The organism is Bradyrhizobium sp. NBAIM01 (genome assembly GCF_020194115.1).
GTDB lineage: Bacteria > Pseudomonadota > Alphaproteobacteria > Rhizobiales > Xanthobacteraceae > Bradyrhizobium > Bradyrhizobium yuanmingense.
Map to the genome: position 1 here is coordinate 74923 of NZ_JADYVU010000001.1, position 18132 is coordinate 93054.

The window sequence follows — 18132 nt, forward strand, 5'->3', positions numbered from 1 at the left end:
CCATGCTCCCGTTCACGATCGAGAAGGTGACCTCCATCGAGGCCGCCGTCGCCGCCGCATCCTCCGGAGGCCGCCTCATCGCCGGCGGCACGACATTGGTCGATCTCATGCGCGACGAGGTGGAGCAGCCACAGCAGCTCGTCGACATCAACGCGCTTCCGCTGTCCGGTATTCGCGTCGACCGGTCCGACCTCGTCATCGGCGCGCTCGCGCGGATGGCCGACATCGCCGCCCATTCCGATGTTCAGCGTCTTTACCCGCTGATCTCCGAGAGCCTGATCGAGGGCGCCTCGCCGCAACTGCGCAACATGGCCTCGATCGGCGGCAACCTGCTCCAGCGCGTGCGCTGCCCCTACTTTCGGATGCTCGACGCATCCTGCAACAAGCGCAGCCCTGGCTCGGGTTGCGCCGCACGCGACGGCCTGAATGCCGGTCACGCCATTCTCGGCACCAGCGATCACTGCGTGGCGACGCACCCCTCGGACGTTGCGGTCGCGCTGGTCGCGCTCGATGCCACTATGCGGGTCAGGGGGCCGAAGGGCGAGCGCACTTTCCCGGTCGAGGAGCTGTTTCGCTTGCCCGGCGACACTCCCCATCTCGAACACACGCTGCTGCCGGGCGAGCTCATCGTTGAAGTGCGGGTCCCCGGGGGGCCTGATAGCCGCCGGGCGCGCTATCTCAAGGTGCGCGACCGCGCGTCCTACGAATTTGCGCTGGTCTCCGCGGCAGCGGCGCTCGACGTCGTGGACGGCGTGATCCGCGGCGCGCGGCTCGCGGTTGGCGGGGTTGGCACCCGACCTTGGCGCATGCGCGCGGTGGAAGCGGCGCTGATCGGCAAGGTACCGGGCCGGCAGGTGTTTGAGGCGGCCGCCCGATCGGCGTTGGAAGGGGCCCGCCCGCTGTCCGGCAATCATTACAAACTCGAACTCCTGCCGCGGACGATCGTCCGCGCCTTCGAAATGACGGGAGGAATTGCATGACCATCAGCGTCATCGGACAGCCGCTGCCCCGCGTGGATGGCCGTGCCAAGGTCACGGGCTCCGCGCGGTACGCGGCCGATTTTAATCAGCCCGGCCAGGCCTATGCCGTGATCGTCAGCGCCACAATAGGGCTTGGACGAGTGACCGGCGTGGACAGCGCGGCGGTCGAGAAGATGCCGGGCGTTCTCGCCGTCCTCTCGCATCTCAACGCGCCACGCCTGGCGTACCGCCCGCACAAGAGCTACATCGATCCGGCGACGGGCGAGCGGCTGCATGTGCTGCAGGACGACCATGTGCGTTTCCACGGACAGCCGGTGGCGCTCGTCGTTGCCGCAACCATTGCGCAGGCGGAGCGCGCCGCCGCGGCGCTGCGCCTCACCTACAAGGCCGAGCGGCCAATCATCGATTCCGCAGGTCCCGAAGCCCGTCCCATCGTGCCCGAGGCTGGCAAACAGCCGGACGCCCGGCTGCCCGCCGACAAGGCGCGCGGAAGTGCGGATAAGGCCCTGGCCGACGCGCCGGTGAAGGTCGATGAGACCTATGACATCGCGCGCGAGAACCACAATCCGATGGAGCCGCATGCGACGATCGCCAGCTGGAACGGCGACCGCCTGACGCTTTGGAGCAAGAGCCAGTTCGTCGTCAACGAGCAGGCCGAGATCGCGGCGATCTTCGGTCTGTCGCCCGAAAAAGTGACGGTCATCTGCCCGTTCATCGGCGGGGCCTTCGGGACCTCGCTCAGAACCTGGCCCCATGTGACGCTCGCGGCCATGGCCGCCCGGCACGTGGGGCGCCCGGTGAAGCTCGTCCTGACGCGTAAGCAGATGTTCTTCACCACCGGACATCGGCCGCGCACGGTGCAGAGGATCGCTCTCGGCGCCACGGCGGACGGAACGCTCATCAGCGTGGTGCACGAAGGCACGGGCGAGACCAGTCGCTACGAAGAATTCATGGAAGCTCTGACCTCGGTCACGACGTTCCTCTACTCCTCGCCCAACGTGCGGACGCGCTACCGTCTGGTCCCGCTCGATACCGGAACGCCAAACCACATGCGTGGCCCTGGCGAGGCCAGCGGCGTTTTCGCGCTCGAATGCGCCATGGACGAGTTGGCTTATAAGCTCCGCCTGGATCCGATCGATCTGCGGCGCCGGAACGAGCCGGAGATCGACGAGGGAGAAAACAAGCCCTTCTCCAGCCGATCGCTGATGAAATGCTACGATCTCGGGGCCGAACGGTTCGGCTGGTCGCGCCGTACGCCCGAACCGCGCTCGATGCGCGACGGCCGCCTGCTGATCGGGATGGGAGTAGCCTCGGCAAGCTATCCGGCCTTTCACGCGCCGGCCACCGCGCGGGCGCGGCTGCTTCGGGACGGGACAGCCGAGGTCGAGATCGCGGCCAGCGACATGGGTCCGGGCACCTATACGTCGATGACGCAGGTCGCCGCCGAGACTCTCGGGCTCCCTGTCGAAAAGGTGCGCTTCAGCCTTGGTCGCTCCGATTATCCGCCTGCCCCATCCCACGGCGGCTCTTGGACCATGGCCTCGGTGGGCTCCGCGATCCGCGCTGCCTGCATCGCCGTGCGAGAACAGGCCGCGAAGAGCCGGAACGATCGGCCGATCGAAGCCACGGCGTCGTCTCAACGGGATCCCGAGGCTGCCGCCAGGTTCTCGATGCACTCGTTCGGCGCCGTCTTCGTCGAGGTCGCCGTCGATCCCGACGTCGGCACGATCCGCGTTCGCCGCGCGGTCGGCGCCTATGGCATCGGCCGCGTCGTCAACCCGCGTCTCGCCCACAGCCAATGCACCGGCGGCATGGTCGGCGGCATCGGTATGGCGCTGATGGAGCGCACCGTTCTCGACGCGCGCGACGGCCGGCCGGTCAACGCTCACATGGCCGACTACCTGATGCCCGTCAACCTGGACATTCCCCAGATCGAAGCGCACTTCGTCGAGGAGGCTGATCCGCACGTCAATGAACTCGGGGTCAAGGGTCTCGGCGAAATCGCCCTGGTCGGTATCGCCCCCGCGATCGCAAACGCCGTCTTTCATGCGACCGGCAAGCGCGTCCGCACCCTGCCGATCCGGATCGAAGACGTGCTGACCGCTTAGCGCTGTAAAGAGGGTGGCATACGCCACTCCTGGGCATGTGGTTGTGCTGCATCGAAGAGGCTGACGTACCCACCCTACTCCACCAGCTGCACGTCGACGGCGACGCCGAGCTTCTGCTTGGGCGAGCCGACGATGATGCCGTCGACCGGCGAGACGTCGGAAAAATCGCGTCCCATTGCGAGCACGATGTGATCGTTGCCGATGAGGAGATCGTTGGTCGGATCGAGATCGATCCAGCCAAGCTCGGCCCCGCACCAGAGCGACACCCAGGCATGGGTGGCGTCGGCACCTTGCAGCCGCGGCTGGCCCGGCGGCGGAATGGTGCGCAGATAGCCGCTGACATAGGCCGCCGGCAGGCCGAGCCCGCGCAGCCCGGCAATCATGACATGGGCAAAGTCCTGGCAGACGCCGTGACGCTTGTCGAAGACCTCGTCGAGCGGCGTCGAGATCACGGTCGCCTTCGGATCGTAGCGGAATTCGCCGCGGATGCGTCGCATCAGGTCGACGGCGCCGGCGAGGATGCCCGCGCCGGGCGGAAAGCTCATCCCCGCATAGGCGCTGACCGGGCGCAGCACCGGCACCAGGGGGCTGGCAAAGACATAACCGACCGGCGAGGACGGCCCGAGGCTGGTGGCTTCGAACGCGGTGTCGCGGACGCTCTCCCAGGGCGGGCTGACCGCATCTCGCGCCGGCGGTTTGCGCGACACCGAGACACGCGAGCGCGAGTCGATGCGCAGATTGCGATGCGCGGCTTCGATCGTCACGCTCTCGGTCAACGTGCCGAAGAAGTCGCGCCGCACATTGCGCTCGGCCGGGCGCGGATGGATCTCGACCTCGTGCGAGATCAGTTCCTGGCCGCCGCCGCTTCTGGGCTCCAGCCGCAGCGTGCAGCGGGCGAAGCTGACGGGATTCTCGTACTCGTAGGTGGTGACGTGACGGATGTCGTAGATCACGCCAGCCCCGTCAGCTTTTCCGGCCGGCTGGCATTGGGACCGTGCGGGAAGTAGTGCTGCCCGATCGCCTCGCCGAGGCTGAGCAGATCCTGCTCCAGGGCGAACAGCGTCTTGACCTCGAGCTTCTCGGCCTCGGCGGTCGCGAGCATCGCCTGCATCGCCACGGCGAGACGCTGCGGTTTCTCGATCAGGCCATGCTCCTTCAGGCTCGGCAGCGCCGCAATGTGCTCGTTCAGCGTCGTCACCTGAAACGCCACCGAACGCGGATTGTAGCCGTCGAGCACCGCGAGGTCGCGCACCGGGGCCAGAATGGGCGCCAGCAGATAACGCGAGCGGTAGGTGATCTGGCAATCCACCAGCGTCAGCAGGATGTCGAGATCCTCGTCGCCGGCCTCGTCATAGGCGAACTGGCGGGTGAAGCGCGTGGTGTTGATGGCGCGCTCGATGCGGCGGCCGATATCGAGAAAGCGCCAGCCGGCGGCGCGGTTCATGTTCTCCTGCGCGAGGCCTGCGAAGCTCGCCAGCTCCTGCAGGGTCAGCTCGGCGGCGCTCAGCACGCTGTCGTCGTCCTCCACCTCGATGGCGAGGCGCTCGGCCATCTCGGTGATCACCTGCCAGGCATCGGGCGACAGCCGCTCGCGCAAGGAGGTCGCCGTGCGCTGCGCCGCCCTCACCAGCGACAGGGCCGAGCCGAAACGCTCCGCGCCCTGCAGCGCTTCGGCGACGATACGCCCCGCGGCCGTGCGCGAGGATTGCGAGACCGCGCCCCAGGCGACAAGGAGGCGCTGGATGCGTTCGGCCGATTGCACCGAGGCCGCCGTGCCCTTGTTCGGCCCGCTCGGCGAGCCCAAAGCGCGCACCAGCCGCAGCGTCGCCTCGGCGCGCTCGAGATAGCGGCCGAGCCAGAACAGATTGTCGGCGGCGCGGCTCGGCAGCACGCCAGCGATGCGGCGGATGCGCACCTTGTCGGTCGCCGGCAGCAGCGTCGCGGTCGCGACCTGCTTGTCGGAGACGACCCAGACGTCGGCGGCGCGCGCGCCGTCGCCCATCGACACCGCGCGCGCGTCCGGCTGCTCGGCGATCCGGCAGAAGCCGCCGGGCATGATGGCCCAGCCGTCCGGCGTGGCGGCCGCGAACACGCGCAGCACGAAGGGACGCGGCGTGAGCTGCCCGTGCTCCCACACCGGCATGGTCGAGAGCCGCACCACCTCCTGGCCGACATAGTCCATGCCGCGCGCGCTGATCGCATCGATCAGGCGCTGCCGTCCGCTGGCGTCGAGCTCGCTCGCGAGCACCGGACCATTGCTGTCGAAACCGGGAACGCCGCGCCGATAGGCGCCTTCGATCGCGACCTCGTCGAGCCGCGCCAGCACCTCGTCGCGCGCCACGCGCTGGCCGCACCACCAGGTCGCGATGTGCGGCATCTTCAGGTCTTCGCCGAGCAGGCGGCGGCTCAGCGCCGGCAGGAAGCCGAGCAGCGCCCGCGCCTCCAAAACGCCCGAGCCCGGCATGTTGGCGACGACGACGCCGTCCTTGCGCAGCACGTCGATCAGGCCGGGCACACCGAGCCGGGAGGAGGCATCGAGCTCGAGCGGGTCGAGCGAGTTGGAATCGACCCGGCGCAACAGCACATCCAGCCGCTTCAGGCCGGCGACGGTGCGGATGTGGACGCGGTCGTCGCTGACCGCGAGATCGTCGCCCTCGACCAGCAGGAAGCCGAGATAGCGCGCCAGCGTCGCGTGCTCGAAATAGGTCTCGCTGAAGCTACCGGGGGTGAGCACGCCGATCCTGGGCTCGTCGCGATCGGCGCGCGCGCGCAAGCTGTCGCGGAACGCCTCGAAGAACGGCGCGACGCGCGGCACGTTCATCGACTTGTAGAGATCGGAGAAGGCGCGCGACAGCACCAGGCGGTTCTCCAGCGCGTAGCCCGCACCTGATGGCGCCTGGGTGCGGTCGCCGAGCACCCACCAGCGGCCGTCGGGCCCGCGGCCGACATCGGCGGCATAGATCGAGAGATAACGTCCGCCGGGCGGCGGCACGCCGCAGACCGGACGGAGATATTCGGGACTGCCGGCGATCGCCGCGGCCGGGAGCGCGCCTTCGGCCACGAGGCGCCCCTCGCCATAAATGTCGCGCAGCACGCGCTCGAGCAGCTCGGCGCGCTGGGTGATGCCGGCGCAAAGCTGCTGCCAGTCGGCCTCGTCGATCAAAAGCGGCAGATGGCTGATCGACCAGGGCCGGTCGGCGCTATCGCCGGGCGCGCGGTAGGTGACGCCGGCCTCGCGGAGATGGCGATCGGCCATGCCGAAGCGGCGCTCGATCTCGTCGGGCGCCAGCGCGCCGAAGGCGTCGAAGAAGCGGCTCCAGACCGCGCGCGGCGCACCGTCGGGCCCCAGGAACTCGTCGGGGATGCCGGGCAGGCGGCTATAGTCGCGGACCCACTGCGCAATCCGCTGCTGGGCATTTGCCCTGCCCGCCTGGTCGTTGTCTTCGGCTGCGCCCTCGCCCATGGGCCTTTCCCTCCCCCACCATCATACTCATTGCAGGAGCGGGGTCCGCAAGTCGAGGGTCAGCGGAAATTCATTTGTGCGTTCCTCAGGCGGCGGCTGCATCGGACCCGGGGTGTGGCCGTGGTCCTGGAAGCGCGCCAGCCGCCGGGCCTCGGCCTCGTAGGTATTGACCGGCTTGGTGTCGTAGTTGCGCCCGCCAGGATGGGCGACGTGGTAGACGCAGCCGCCGAGCGAGCGGCCGTTCCAGGTATCGATCAGGTCAAAGGTCAGCGGCGCGTGCACGGGGATGGTCGGGTGCAGGCCGGAGGCCGGCTGCCAGGCCTTGAAGCGGACGGCAGCCACAGCCTCGCCGGAGCGGCCGGTCGGGGTCATCGGCAGGCGGCGGCCGTTGCAGGTGACGACGTGGCGGCCCTCGACGAAGCCTTCGGCCTTGACCTGGAGCCGCTCGACCGAGCTATCGACATAGCGCACGGTGCCGCCGGCCGAGCCCTCCTCACCGAGCACGTGCCAGGGCTCCAGCGCCTGCCGCAGCTCCAGCGTCACGCCGCCATGGTGGATGCGGCCGAAAGCGGGGAAGCGGAATTCGAGCTGGGCCAGATACCATTCCGGCTCGAACGGATAGCCCGATTGCTTGAGCTCGCCGAGCACGTCGAGAAAATCTTCCCAGATGAAATGCGGCAGCATGAAGCGGTCGTGCAGCGCGGTACCCCAGCGCACGAACTTGCCACTCAGCGGCTCGCGCCAGAACTTTGCGATCAGCGCGCGGATCAGGAGCTGCTGCGCCAGCGACATGCGCGGATCCGGCGGCATTTCGAGCGCGCGGAATTCGACGAGGCCGAGCCGGCCCGTGGGTCCTTCCGGCGAATAGAGCTTGTCGATGCAGATCTCGGCGCGGTGGGTGTTGCCGGTGATGTCGACCAATAGATGCCGGAACAGCCGGTCCACCAGCCAGAGCGGCGTCTGGTAGCTGGGCGGCGGCACGTGCGAGAGCGCGATCTCGAGCTCGTAGATGCTGTCGTGGCGCGCCTCGTCGATGCGCGGCGCCTGGCTGGTCGGGCCGATAAAAAGACCGGAGAAGAAATAGGACAGCGCCGGATGGCGCTGCCAATACAGCACCAGGCTCTTCAGAAGATCGGGCCGGCGCAGGAACGGCGAGTCCTGCGGTGAGGAGCCGCCGACCACGACGTGATTGCCGCCCCCGGTGCCGGTGTGACGGCCGTCGACCAAGAAACGGTTGGCGCCGAGGCGGACCTTGGCCGCATCCTCGTAGAGGCCGGTGGTGATCTCGACCGCATCGCGCCAGCTCTTGGCCGGCTGGATGTTGATCTCGATGACACCGGGGTCGGGCGTCACCTTGATCACCTCGATGCGCGGGTCGAACGGCGGCGGGTAACCCTCGATATGGACCGGAAGCTGCATCTCCTCGGCGGTGTCTTCCAGCGCCGAGATCAGCTCGAGATAATCCTCGATGCGCTCGACCGGCGGCATGAAGGCGCAGATCAGGCCGTCGCGGATCTCCACGGCCATCGCCGTGCGCACGGGTATAGCGGTGTTGAGATGCTCGGGGGCCGTACGCGGCGGCGATGGCGGACGCGCCATGCGGGTGAACACCGGCAGCCTGCCCCGCGGCTCCATCGGATCCTGCTCGACGATGTAGGGATATTGGTTGGGCGGGACGTGACCGAGCGAGCCGATCGGCAGGCGCAGGCCGAGCGGTGAATCGCCCGGCGTCAGGAACAGATGATTGCGCCGCAGCGGCCAGCGTTCGCTGCGCCAGCGCGGAGGTGCATTCCAGCGCTGGATCGGCAGCACGAAGCCGCGCGGCGTATTCAGGCCCTGGTCGAACACCCGCGCCATGCGTGCGCGCGCTTCGGGATCGGACAGCTTGGAATCGGTGGGATCGACATTGACCGGAAGCTCCGCTTCCTTCTGCAGCCAATAGGCGGGATCCTCATAGGCCGGCATGATGTAGCCGAGGTCGACGCCGAGCCGCGCCGCCGTGCCTTCCATGAAGGCCTCGGCATCCTTGACCTCCGGTCTCCTGGGATTCTCGATCCTGGCGATGAGGTCGGCGTTCTTCCAGATCGGCACGCCGTCCTTGCGCCAATAGAGGCCGAAGGCCCAGCGCGGCAGGCTCTCGCCCGGATACCATTTGCCCTGGCCGTAATGCAGCAGCCCGCCCGGCGCGAAGCGCGTGCGCAGGCGGCGGATCAGATCGTCGCCGAGCGTGCGCTTGGTCGGACCGACGGCCTCCGTGTTCCACTCGCCGGCCTCGAGATCGTCGACCGAGACGAAGGTCGGCTCGCCGCCCATGGTGAGGCGCACGTCCGCGCTGGCGAGATCGCCATCGACCTGCTCGCCGAGATCGTCGAGGCGCGCCCAGGATTCGTCGGAGAACGGCTTTGTGATGCGCGGCGCCTCGCGGATGCGCCTCACGCTCATGTCGAAGGAAAACTCGACCTCGGCAAAGCCGGCCCCACCAGAGATCGGCGCCGCCGAACGGTAGTGCGGCGTGGCTGCGACCGGGATGTGCCCCTCGCCTGCGAGCATGCCCGAGGTCGCGTCGAACCCGATCCAGCCTGCACCCGGCAGATAGACCTCGGCCCAGGCGTGCAGATCGGTAAAATCGTTCTCGACTTCCGGTGGCCCCTCGATCGGATCGATGTCGGGACGGATCTGGACCAGATAGCCCGAGACGAAGCGGGCGGCGAGCCCGAGATGGCGCAAGGTCTGGATCAAGAGCCAGGCGGAGTCGCGGCATGAGCCTGCGCCGGAGACAAGCGTCTCCTCCGGCGTCTGCACGCCCGGCTCCATGCGGATGATGTAGCGGACCTTCTTCTGGATCTCGCGATTGAGGTCGACCAGGAGATTGACGGTGTTCGGGGCCTCGTGCGGGATGGTGTCGAGGAACTTGGCGAACAGGCGATCGGGCTTGATGGTCTCGAGATAAGGCGCGAGCTCCGTCTTCAGATCCTTGGGATAGTCGAACGGAAAGCTGTCGGCATACGGCTCGACGAAGAAGTCGAACGGGTTGACCACCGTCATCTGCGCCGTGAAGTCGACCTCGAATTTCAGCTCGGTGGTCTTCTCCGGAAAGACGTAGCGCGCCAGCCAGTTGCCCTGCGGGTCCTGCTGCCAGTTCACGAAATGATTGGAAGGCGTGACCTTGAGCGAATAGCTCAGGATCGGCGTGCGCGTATGCGGCGCCGGCCGCAGCCGTATCGTCTGCGGGCCAAGGTCGATCGGGCGGTCGTATTTGTAGTGCGTGACGTGGTGTAGCGCGACGTAGATCGACACGGGATGCGGTGCTCCAGCAGCTTTTTTGAGCAGAACACCTGAGGTCAGCGCGATCAAGCACTAACAACGGGCACGGGGTGCCTAGGTAAGATGCGGAGCGGGTGATGGTGGTTGTTATTGGGCCGCGCCGGCGAGGCTCTTCCCTTCTCCCCTTATGGGAGAAGGTGGCGCGAAGCGCCGGATGAGGGGTCTCTCTCAACCCGCAAAACCGCTCGTGAGGATAGAGACCCCTCACCCGGCTTCGCTTTCAGCGAAGCCACCCTCTCCCACAAGGGGAGAGGGTTTGAAAGCCCTACGCCGCCGAGGTCAGCCTTTGCAGGAATTGGGTCACTTCGCGGCGGAGCGTCTCGACTTCGCCGTGGACGCGTTCGGAGGCGTGGTTGACGCGTGCAGCGACGCGGCCGGTGTCGGCGGCGGCCTCGCTGATGCCCGTCACGTTGGAGGAGACCTGCGAGGTGCCGGCGGAGGCTTCGTGAACGTTGCGGGCGATCTCGCGCGTCGCCGCGCCCTGCTGCTCGATCGAGGCGGCAATCGAGGCAGTGATGCCGTTGATCTCGGCGATGGTCTGCGCGATCGCCTCGACGGCCGCGACCGAATTGGTGGTCGATTGCTGCATCTCGCCAACCTTGGCGCTGATCTCTTCGGTCGCCTTGGCGGTCTGGTTGGCGAGGCTCTTGACCTCTGAGGCGACCACCGCGAAGCCGCGGCCGGCGTCCCCTGCCCGCGCCGCCTCGATGGTGGCGTTGAGCGCGAGCAGGTTGGTCTGCGAGGCGATCTCGCTGATCAGCTTGACGACGTCGCCGATCTGCATCGCGGCGTCCGCAAGGCTCCGGATCTCGCTGCCGGCGCGATTGGCTTCGTTCACCGCCCGTCCCGTGCTCGCGGTCGAGCCGGCCACTTGGCGATTGATCTCGGCGATCGACGATGCGAGCTGCTCGGCGGCGCTGGCGACAGTGGCGACGTTGCGCGAGGCCTGGTCGGACGCGGAGAGCACGCCGGAGGTTTGCAGGCTGGTCTTCTCCGCCGCCGCCGCCATCTGGCCGGCATCTGATTCGAGATCGGTCGCGGCGCCCATCAGCGTGCCCGCAACCTGATCGAGATGCGTGCCGAACTGCCGCGCGAGGCCGGCGATCTCCTCGACGCGGCGGCCGAGACTGTCGGTGCCGGCATTGATGACGGTCGCCGAGCGGCGGAACGAGCCGGGCAATCCGCGCGCCAGGATCTTGCGGAAATACTTGCCGCGGCTGGCATACTCCATCGATGCCGAAGCTTCCCGCTGGAACGCATCGGTAATGTCGAGCATGTCGTTGACTGATCTCTGGATGGCGCCGATGCGCCCGGCCTGCCGCTCACTGAGGATGCGCGCCTCGAGATCGCCGCCCGCCGCCTTGCGGCACACAGCGGCGACCTCGTCGACGGCAACCGCGGTGCGGTGCTGGCACCAGACGACATAGCCGGAGAGCGCGATCGTCGCGCCGAGAGAAGCGGCACTCGCGATCCCGGTCATGCCGAGAAGCGAGAGAACGAACGCAAGGACGGCAAGACCACACGCGAGCGCGGTTGCTCCCTGCGCCTTAGAGAGAGAGCACAAATTCATCGTAACCGACACCCTGTTGCTTGAGCAGGCCGACCATCGCCTCGAAGCTCGCCTGCATGCCCTCCTTGGCGTTGGCATGCCGCGCCTCCTCAGTGCACAGCGTCTTGTAGATCGGCTTGATGCGCTCGATCTGCGCGGGATCCGGCTTGCGACGGTTGGAGTGATAGCCGACGATGTTGCCGCGCTCGTCGAATGTCGGCGTGACGTGGGCGAATACCCAATAGTGACTGCCGTCCTTCGCCAGGTTGACGACGTAGGCGAAGATCTCCTGCTTGGACTGCAGCGTGTCCCAGAGCAGCTTGAAGACGGCGCGCGGCATGTCGGGATGGCGGATCAGGCTGTGGGGCGCGCCCATCAGCTCCTTCCACGAGTACTTCGCCATGCGGATGAAGACGTCGTTGGCGTAGGTGATGCGGCCTTTGAGATCGGTCTTCGATACGATCAGCTCCTCCTCACCGAGGAGATTTTCCACCCCAGTGGGACGTATCGCTTGCATCGGCTCGATCCTCAAATCACGCCGGCCCCACCACGCTGTGAAGCCGCATCGCCTCCTGTCTACGGCAACAGTGTTAACCAGATGTAAGCCGGGAACTTCTCACGGGAGGCGCCCACCTCCGTATCATTACTTAGCGAACGGCCGTTGCATTTCGGATCGCCACACGCGTCCCAATTCCGGTTGCGATCATCGGATACCGGCGGCGCTTGATTGGGTTGCGCGGCGATGCTCGCGCGACGCGCGACTACATCGTCGCGCCGAGCACCCAGGGCGCGAACTCGGCGCCGCCGAAATCGAAGCTCTCGCTCTTGGTCGGCTGGCCCGAGGCGGTCTTGAGGATGAGATCGAAGATGCGCTGGCCGCATTGTTCGACGCTCTCCTCGCCTTCGAGGATGGTGCCGCAATTGACGTCCATGTCCTCTTCCATGCGCCTGTACATGGGCGTGTTGGTGGCGAGCTTGATCGACGGCGCCGGCTTGCAGCCGAACACACTGCCGCGGCCCGTGGTGAAGCAGACGAGGTTGGCACCTCCTGCGACCTGCCCGGTCGCGGCCACGGGGTCGTAGCCGGGCGTGTCCATGAACACGAACCCCTTCTTGGTGACGGGCTCGGCGTAGCGCAGCACCTCGACGAGATTGGTGGTGCCGGCCTTCGCCATCGCGCCGAGCGACTTCTCCAGAATGGTGGTAAGGCCGCCGGCCTTGTTGCCGGGGCTCGGATTGGCGTTCATCTCGGCGCCTTCGCGCGCGGTGTACTCATCCCACCAGCGCATCAGGTCGACCAGCTTCTCGCCGACCTCGCGGCTGACGGCGCGGCGCGTCAAGAGATGCTCGGCGCCGTAGGTCTCCGGCGTCTCCGACAGGATCACGGTGCCACCGTGACGCACGATGAGGTCGCTGGCTGCGCCGAGCGCAGGATTGGCCGATACGCCGGAATAGCCGTCCGAGCCGCCACATTGCAGCGCCACGGTGAGCTCGCTCGCCGGCACCGTCTCGCGCTGGACCTTGTTGGCGTCAGTCAGCGCCTCGCGCACGAAGGCGATGCCGGCTTCGACCGTCTTGCGGGTGCCGCCGACCTCTTGGATGTCCATCGCGCGCAGGCGGCCGGCAAGCTTCTGCTCTTCCATCAGGCCGCCGATCTGGTTCACCTCGCAGCCGAGACCGAGCACGATGACGTGGGAGAAATTGACGTGCCGGGCATAGCCGCCGAGGGTGCGGCGGAGCAATGCAAGCGGCTCGTTCTGCGTCATGCCGCAGCCGGTCTTGTGGGTCAGCGCGACCACGCCGTCGACGTTGGGGAAATCGGCGAGCGGATTGTCGCCGGTGAAGGGATTCTTCTTGAAGACGTCGGCGACGAGGCTGGCGACATGCGCGCTGCAATTCACCGAGGTGAGGATGCCGATATAATTGCGTGTGGCGACGCGGCCGTCCGGACGGCGGATGCCTTCGAAGGTCGCCGGCAGGTCGAAGTTCGGCGTGGGCTTGACGTCGGCGCAATAGGCATAGTCCTTGGCGAAATCACCCATTCCGCAATTCTGCACGTGCACGTGCTGGCCCGGCGCAATCGCTTGCGTGGCAAAGCCGATGATCTGACCGTAGCGCCTGATCGGCTCGCCTTCGGCGATCGGCTTGATCGCGACCTTGTGGCCGGAGGGAATGCGATCGACCGCGGTCACGCCGTCGGCCACCAATGTGCCCGGCGGCAAGCTCGCGCGCGCGATCACCACGCCATCATCGGGATGCAGGCGGATGACGGGGCTGATGGTCATGGGAGTCTCCTTCGGAGGCGAATAGCGAATGGCGAGTGGCGAATGGAAAAGGGAGTAGCCCTATTCGCTACTCCCCATTCGCCGTTCGCGAGTTTATCAGGCCTTGCCGCCCGAATCCTTGCGGGTCGCGTTCACCTGCATCTTGGCGTAGGTGGTCATCAGGCCGACCTCATTGGACAGCGTCACCAGCTTGAAGCCCATGTTGATCGCGCGCGCCGCGCCTTCGGCGCCGCTGCAATGGATGCCCGGGTTGAGGCCGCGCTTGCCGCACTCCTTGATGATCTTCTCGTAGATCGCGAGAATCTCGGGCTCGCTGCGGTCGAGCTTGGGCTCGAGGCCATAGGAGAAGCCGAGATCGGACGGGCCGATATAGACGCCGTCGATGCCTTCGACGTCGAGGATCGCTTCCATGTTCTCGACGGCGGTCCGCGTCTCCATCATCGGCAGCAGCACGATCTCGTCGTTGGCCGTCTTCTGATAGGAGCCGGCGGTGCCGTACATGCCGGCGCGGATCGGGCCGTTGGAGCGCACGCCCTTGGGCGGATATTTCGAATAGGAGACCAGGTTCCTGGCTTCCTGCGGCGTGTTGACCATCGGGCAGATCACGCCATAGGCGCCGCCATCGAGCACCTTGCCGATGATGCCGGGCTCGTTCCAGGGCACGCGGACCATCGGGGTGACCGGATGCTTGTCCATGGCCTGGAAGCACTGCACCATCGAGAGATAGTCCTGCACGCCGTGCTGCATGTCGACGGTGACGCTGTCGAAGCCGCATTGCGCGATCATCTCGGCCGAGAAGCCGGAGGGGATGGCGAGCCACGCGTTGACGACCGCCTTGCCCGACTTCCAGATCTCTTTGACTTTATTGGCCACGTTGCCTTTCCTTCCCTGTTGCTCTCACTTCGCCGCGGATCGGGTTGGGCCGCACTTTGAGCGAAAAAAAGCGTCAATGTCCATGGCTCTCGCCGCGCACGCACGCATATCTGGTTTCACTCCCCGGCTATTGTCTCGTCCGCGCCGCCGAGCCCCGCAAGGCTCCGTTCGAGCTCGCCGAGCATCTCCTGCAATTCGGCGAGCTTGCGTGCGCCGAAGCGCCGCGTGATCTCGGCATAGATCGCCTCTGACGTCGGCGCGACAGAGGCCATCAGCTTCAGCCCCTCCTTCGAGATGGAGACCATGCTGCGGCGCTGATCCGCTTTCGCCGTCTTGCGCTCGATCAGGTTGCGCGCCTCGAGGTCTCGCAAGATGCGCGACAGGCTCGGCCCGAGCAGGAACGCGGTGCGCGCGAGTTCCGTGACCTCGACCACCTCGATCGCCGCCAGTGCGCGCAGGATGCGCCATTGCTGCTCGGTCAGGCCGTGCTCGCGCAGCGAGGGACGAAACTGCCGCATCACAGCTTCCCGGGCCCGCAGCAGCGACATCGGCAGCGAACGCGAGAAATCGCGCATCGGCACCTGGCGCGTAGCAGGCGGGTGACCGTTGACGGGATCGGCGGATTTCTTCGTCATGACGCCCTTTCAAGCCGCAAAACGTTTGCAGTGCAGCAAGCCGAATTTGTGTTTGACGCATTCACTTAACATGTTAAGTATCTCGCGGCACCACGATTTGTAAGATCACAAATGGCGCTTTCCAACGACGATATCCAAGCTTGTGCGAGGCGTCTGCACCAGGCGGAGAAGACCCGCACGCAGATCCGGCAGCTCTCGCAGGACTTCCCGGACATCAGCATCGCGGAGGCCTACGCGATTCAGAAGGCCTGGGTCGACGTCAAGATCGCCGAGGGGCGCGTGGTCAAAGGCCACAAGATCGGCCTGACCTCGAAGGCGATGCAGAGCGCGCTTGGCATCGACGAGCCGGATTCCGGCGTGCTGCTCGACGACATGTTCTTCGCCGATGGCGGATTGGTGCCGACCGAGCGCTTCATCGCGACGCGCGTCGAGGCCGAGCTCGCCTTCGTCATGAGCAAGCGCCTTTCTGGGCCCGACTGCACGCTATTCGACGTGCTCAACGCCACCGACTTCGTGGTACCGGCGCTGGAGATTTTGGATACACGGATCGAGCGCGTCGATCCCAAGACCAAGGCGACGCGAAAGATCTTCGACACCATCGCCGACAATGCGGCGAATGCCGGCATCGTGCTCGGGGGGCGGCCGATCCGCCCGCTGGATGCTGACCTGCGCTGGATCGGAGCGCTGTGCTTCAAGAACGGCCAGCTGGAAGAGACCGGCCTTGCCGCCGGCGTGCTCAACCATCCCGCGACTGCCGTCGCCTGGCTCGCCAACAAGATCGCCCCGCTTGGGCTGGCGCTGGAGCCGGGCCAGGTCGTGCTCGCCGGCTCGTTCATCCGTCCGATCGAGACCCGCAAGGGCGACACAATCCAGGCCGATTATGGCGCCTATGGCTCGGTCAGCTGCTACTTCGCCTGAAGACAGGGAGTGAAACCGCGATGCCGCATTTCACCATCGAATATTCGGCCAATCTCGACGGCCGCCTCGACATCGCCGCGGTGTGCGAGGTCGTGCGCAAGGCAGCTAGCGAGACCGGTATCTTCCCGCTCGGCGGCATCCGCGTTCGTGCCATCCGCTGCGAGCACTATGCGATTGCGGATGCAAAGCAGGATTACGGCTTTCTCGACATGGTGCTGCGCATCGGCGAGGGCCGCGACCTGCCTACCCGCCAGAAGGCCGGCGAGCACGTCTTCCAGGCGCTCTCAAGACATCTCGATCCCGTCTTCGCCGCCAGCAAGTTCGCCCTGTCGTTCGACATGCAGATCAACGACAAGGACACCAGCTGGAAGCGCAACAACATTCACGACGCCCTGAAAGCGGAGGCCGCTCATGGATAAGCCCACGCCGAAAGCCGATCTGTTCCAGGCCAACCGTGACCGCCTCGCGCCGCTTTTGAAGACTCTGCGCGCGGACGGCATCGGTCACATGATCGACGGAAAGACCGTCGCCTCGATCTCCGGCGAGACGTTCGAGACCAGGTCGCCGGTCGATGGTGCCGTGCTCGCCAGTGTCGCGCGGGGCAAGGCCGAGGATATCGACGCGGCGGCGACTGCGGCTGCGCTCGCCTTCAAGTCCTGGCGCGACATGGGTCCGGCCATGCGGAAGAAGCTGCTGCATCGGGTGGCCGACGCCATCGAGGACAACGCCGACGACATCGCCGTGCTCGAATGCATCGACACCGGCCAGGCCTATCGCTTCATGGCCAAGGCCGCGATCCGCGCCGCCGAGAATTTCCGCTTCTTCGCCGACAAATGCGCAGAAGCCCGCGACGGCCTCAACACGCCGAGCGACGAGCATTGGAACGTCTCCACGCGGGTGCCGATCGGCCCGGTCGGCGTGATCACGCCATGGAATACGCCATTCATGCTCTCGACCTGGAAAATCGCCCCGGCGCTTGCGGCCGGCTGCACGGTCGTGCACAAGCCGGCCGAATGGTCGCCGGTGACGGCCTCCATTCTCGCCAGGCTCGTCAAGGAAGCCGGCGTCCCCGACGGCGTGCTCAACACCGTGCACGGTTTCGGCGAGGAAGCGGGCAAGGCGCTGACCGAGCATCCCGCCATCAAGGCAATCGGCTTCGTCGGCGAGAGCGCGACCGGCTCGGCCATCATGATGCAGGGCGCGCCCACGCTGAAACGCGTGCATTTCGAACTCGGCGGCAAGAATCCGGTGATCGTGTTCGACGATGCCGATCTCGACCGCGCGCTCGATGCCGTCGTGTTCATGATCTACTCGCTCAACGGCGAGCGCTGCACCTCTTCCAGCCGCCTGCTGATCCAGCAGAGCATCGCGAAAGAATTCGTGGAGAAGCTGACGGCGCGGGTGAAGGCGCTCAAGGTCGGCCATCCCCTCGATCCCGCCACCGAGATCGGCCCGCTGATCCACGAGCGGCACATGGCAAAGGTCTGCTCGTATTTCGACGTGGCGCGCCAGGACGGCGCGACGATCGCGGTCGGCGGCAAGGCCTATGACGGGCCCGGCGGCGGGCATTATGTCGAGCCGACACTGGTGACCGGGGCGCACGGCAAGATGCGGGTGGCGCAGGAGGAGGTGTTCGGGCCGTTCCTCACCGTGCTGCCGTTCCGCGACGAGGCGGACGCGGTCGAGATCGCCAACGACATCCGTTACGGTCTGACCGGCTATGTCTGGACCAATGACATGGGACGCGCGCTGCGCGTTGCCGATTCGCTGGAGGCCGGCATGATCTGGCTGAACTCGGAGAATGTCCGCCACCTGCCGACGCCGTTCGGCGGCATGAAGGCTTCAGGCATCGGGCGCGACGGCGGCGATTATTCGTTCGACTTCTACATGGAAACCAAGCACGTCTCGCTGGCGCGGGGCACGCACAAGATTCAGAAGCTGGGAATTTAGCGGCGGTGTCATTCCGGGGCGGCTCGAAGAGCCGAACCCGGAATCCA

The 18132-nt window shown here is 66.5% G+C and carries 13 protein-coding genes; 5 read left to right on the forward strand and 8 right to left on the reverse strand.

Annotated elements, in window-relative coordinates; translation table 11 throughout:
* The first annotated feature begins 2 nt into the window (after nt 1-2).
* Both I6F31_RS00315 and I6F31_RS00320 read left to right on the forward strand, forming a co-directional pair.
* Nucleotides 3-980 carry a xanthine dehydrogenase family protein subunit M gene (locus tag I6F31_RS00315; protein ID WP_036006148.1) on the forward strand — a complete coding sequence of 326 codons (978 nt, stop codon included), beginning with the start codon at nt 3-5 and terminating at the stop codon, nt 978-980.
* Nucleotides 977-3088 (forward strand): xanthine dehydrogenase family protein molybdopterin-binding subunit, encoded by a 2112-nt coding sequence (locus I6F31_RS00320; RefSeq protein ID WP_036006150.1) that lies wholly within the window; start codon nt 977-979, stop codon nt 3086-3088. Before I6F31_RS00315 ends, I6F31_RS00320 begins: the two co-directional genes overlap by 4 nt.
* A 74-nt stretch (nt 3089-3162) precedes the next feature.
* Here the strand turns inward: I6F31_RS00320 and I6F31_RS00325 are convergent, their stop codons facing one another.
* From I6F31_RS00325 to hpaR, 8 genes are all read right to left on the reverse strand, one after another.
* On the reverse strand, nt 3163-4041 hold the full coding sequence (locus I6F31_RS00325; protein ID WP_225152732.1) for a transglutaminase family protein: 879 nt from the start codon (nt 4039-4041) through the stop codon (nt 3163-3165).
* Nucleotides 4038-6551, reverse strand: a complete 2514-nt coding sequence (locus I6F31_RS00330) for a circularly permuted type 2 ATP-grasp protein (protein ID WP_109144443.1) — start codon at nt 6549-6551, stop codon at nt 4038-4040. The genes I6F31_RS00325 and I6F31_RS00330 overlap by 4 nt, the downstream gene beginning before the upstream one ends.
* Before the next feature lie 27 nt (nt 6552-6578).
* Nucleotides 6579-9848 carry a transglutaminase family protein gene (locus I6F31_RS00335; protein WP_225184515.1) on the reverse strand — a complete coding sequence of 1090 codons (3270 nt, stop codon included), beginning with the start codon at nt 9846-9848 and terminating at the stop codon, nt 6579-6581.
* A gap of 292 nt (nt 9849-10140) precedes the next feature.
* Nucleotides 10141-11445: a methyl-accepting chemotaxis protein gene (locus tag I6F31_RS00340; RefSeq protein ID WP_225146058.1), complete on the reverse strand. Its 1305-nt coding sequence runs from the start codon at nt 11443-11445 to the stop codon at nt 10141-10143.
* Nucleotides 11423-11941 carry a PAS domain-containing protein gene (locus I6F31_RS00345; protein ID WP_036006163.1) on the reverse strand — a complete coding sequence of 173 codons (519 nt, stop codon included), beginning with the start codon at nt 11939-11941 and terminating at the stop codon, nt 11423-11425. Before I6F31_RS00345 ends, I6F31_RS00340 begins: the two co-directional genes overlap by 23 nt.
* 244 nt (nt 11942-12185) lie before the next feature.
* Complete coding sequence (locus I6F31_RS00350; protein WP_225146059.1) at nt 12186-13709, reverse strand: altronate dehydratase family protein; 1524 nt, start codon at nt 13707-13709, stop codon at nt 12186-12188.
* 96 nt (nt 13710-13805) lie between these two features.
* The gene (locus I6F31_RS00355; RefSeq protein ID WP_036006167.1) at nt 13806-14582 is read right to left on the reverse strand and encodes an aldolase/citrate lyase family protein; all 777 of its coding nucleotides are present in this window, start codon (nt 14580-14582) and stop codon (nt 13806-13808) included.
* Between the two features lie 116 nt (nt 14583-14698).
* On the reverse strand, nt 14699-15217 hold the full coding sequence (gene hpaR / locus I6F31_RS00360) for a homoprotocatechuate degradation operon regulator HpaR (protein WP_225145134.1): 519 nt from the start codon (nt 15215-15217) through the stop codon (nt 14699-14701).
* Nucleotides 15218-15328: 111 nt separating this feature from the next.
* Here hpaR and hpaH point away from each other — a divergent pair, with 111 nt between their 5' ends.
* From hpaH to hpaE, 3 genes are read left to right on the forward strand one after another with little or no spacing between them, the layout of a single operon-like run.
* Entirely contained in the window at nt 15329-16135 is an 807-nt protein-coding gene (gene hpaH, locus I6F31_RS00365; protein ID WP_036006171.1) for a 2-oxo-hept-4-ene-1,7-dioate hydratase, read from the forward strand.
* Nucleotides 16136-16155: 20 nt separating this feature from the next.
* Nucleotides 16156-16554, forward strand: coding sequence for a 5-carboxymethyl-2-hydroxymuconate Delta-isomerase (locus I6F31_RS00370; RefSeq protein WP_036023039.1), 399 nt, complete (start codon nt 16156-16158; stop codon nt 16552-16554).
* Nucleotides 16547-18085, forward strand: a complete 1539-nt coding sequence (hpaE, locus tag I6F31_RS00375; RefSeq protein ID WP_225184516.1) for a 5-carboxymethyl-2-hydroxymuconate semialdehyde dehydrogenase — start codon at nt 16547-16549, stop codon at nt 18083-18085. Before I6F31_RS00370 ends, hpaE begins: the two co-directional genes overlap by 8 nt.
* Nucleotides 18086-18132: the final 47 nt, after the last annotated feature.

What these genes read in the sequence shown, in the direction of transcription:
- I6F31_RS00315 (WP_036006148.1), top strand. Translation starts at nt 3, where the DNA reads ATGCTCCCGTTCACGATCGAGAAGGTGACCTCCATCGAGGCCGCCGTC.
- I6F31_RS00320 (WP_036006150.1), top strand. Translation starts at nt 977, where the DNA reads ATGACCATCAGCGTCATCGGACAGCCGCTGCCCCGCGTGGATGGCCGT.
- I6F31_RS00330 (WP_109144443.1), bottom strand. Translation starts at nt 6,551, where the DNA reads ATGGGCGAGGGCGCAGCCGAAGACAACGACCAGGCGGGCAGGGCAAAT.
- I6F31_RS00340 (WP_225146058.1), bottom strand. Translation starts at nt 11,445, where the DNA reads ATGAATTTGTGCTCTCTCTCTAAGGCGCAGGGAGCAACCGCGCTCGCG.
- I6F31_RS00345 (WP_036006163.1), bottom strand. Translation starts at nt 11,941, where the DNA reads ATGCAAGCGATACGTCCCACTGGGGTGGAAAATCTCCTCGGTGAGGAG.
- I6F31_RS00350 (WP_225146059.1), bottom strand. Translation starts at nt 13,709, where the DNA reads ATGACCATCAGCCCCGTCATCCGCCTGCATCCCGATGATGGCGTGGTG.
- hpaR (WP_225145134.1), bottom strand. Translation starts at nt 15,217, where the DNA reads ATGACGAAGAAATCCGCCGATCCCGTCAACGGTCACCCGCCTGCTACG.
- hpaH (WP_036006171.1), top strand. Translation starts at nt 15,329, where the DNA reads ATGGCGCTTTCCAACGACGATATCCAAGCTTGTGCGAGGCGTCTGCAC.
- I6F31_RS00370 (WP_036023039.1), top strand. Translation starts at nt 16,156, where the DNA reads ATGCCGCATTTCACCATCGAATATTCGGCCAATCTCGACGGCCGCCTC.
- hpaE (WP_225184516.1), top strand. Translation starts at nt 16,547, where the DNA reads ATGGATAAGCCCACGCCGAAAGCCGATCTGTTCCAGGCCAACCGTGAC.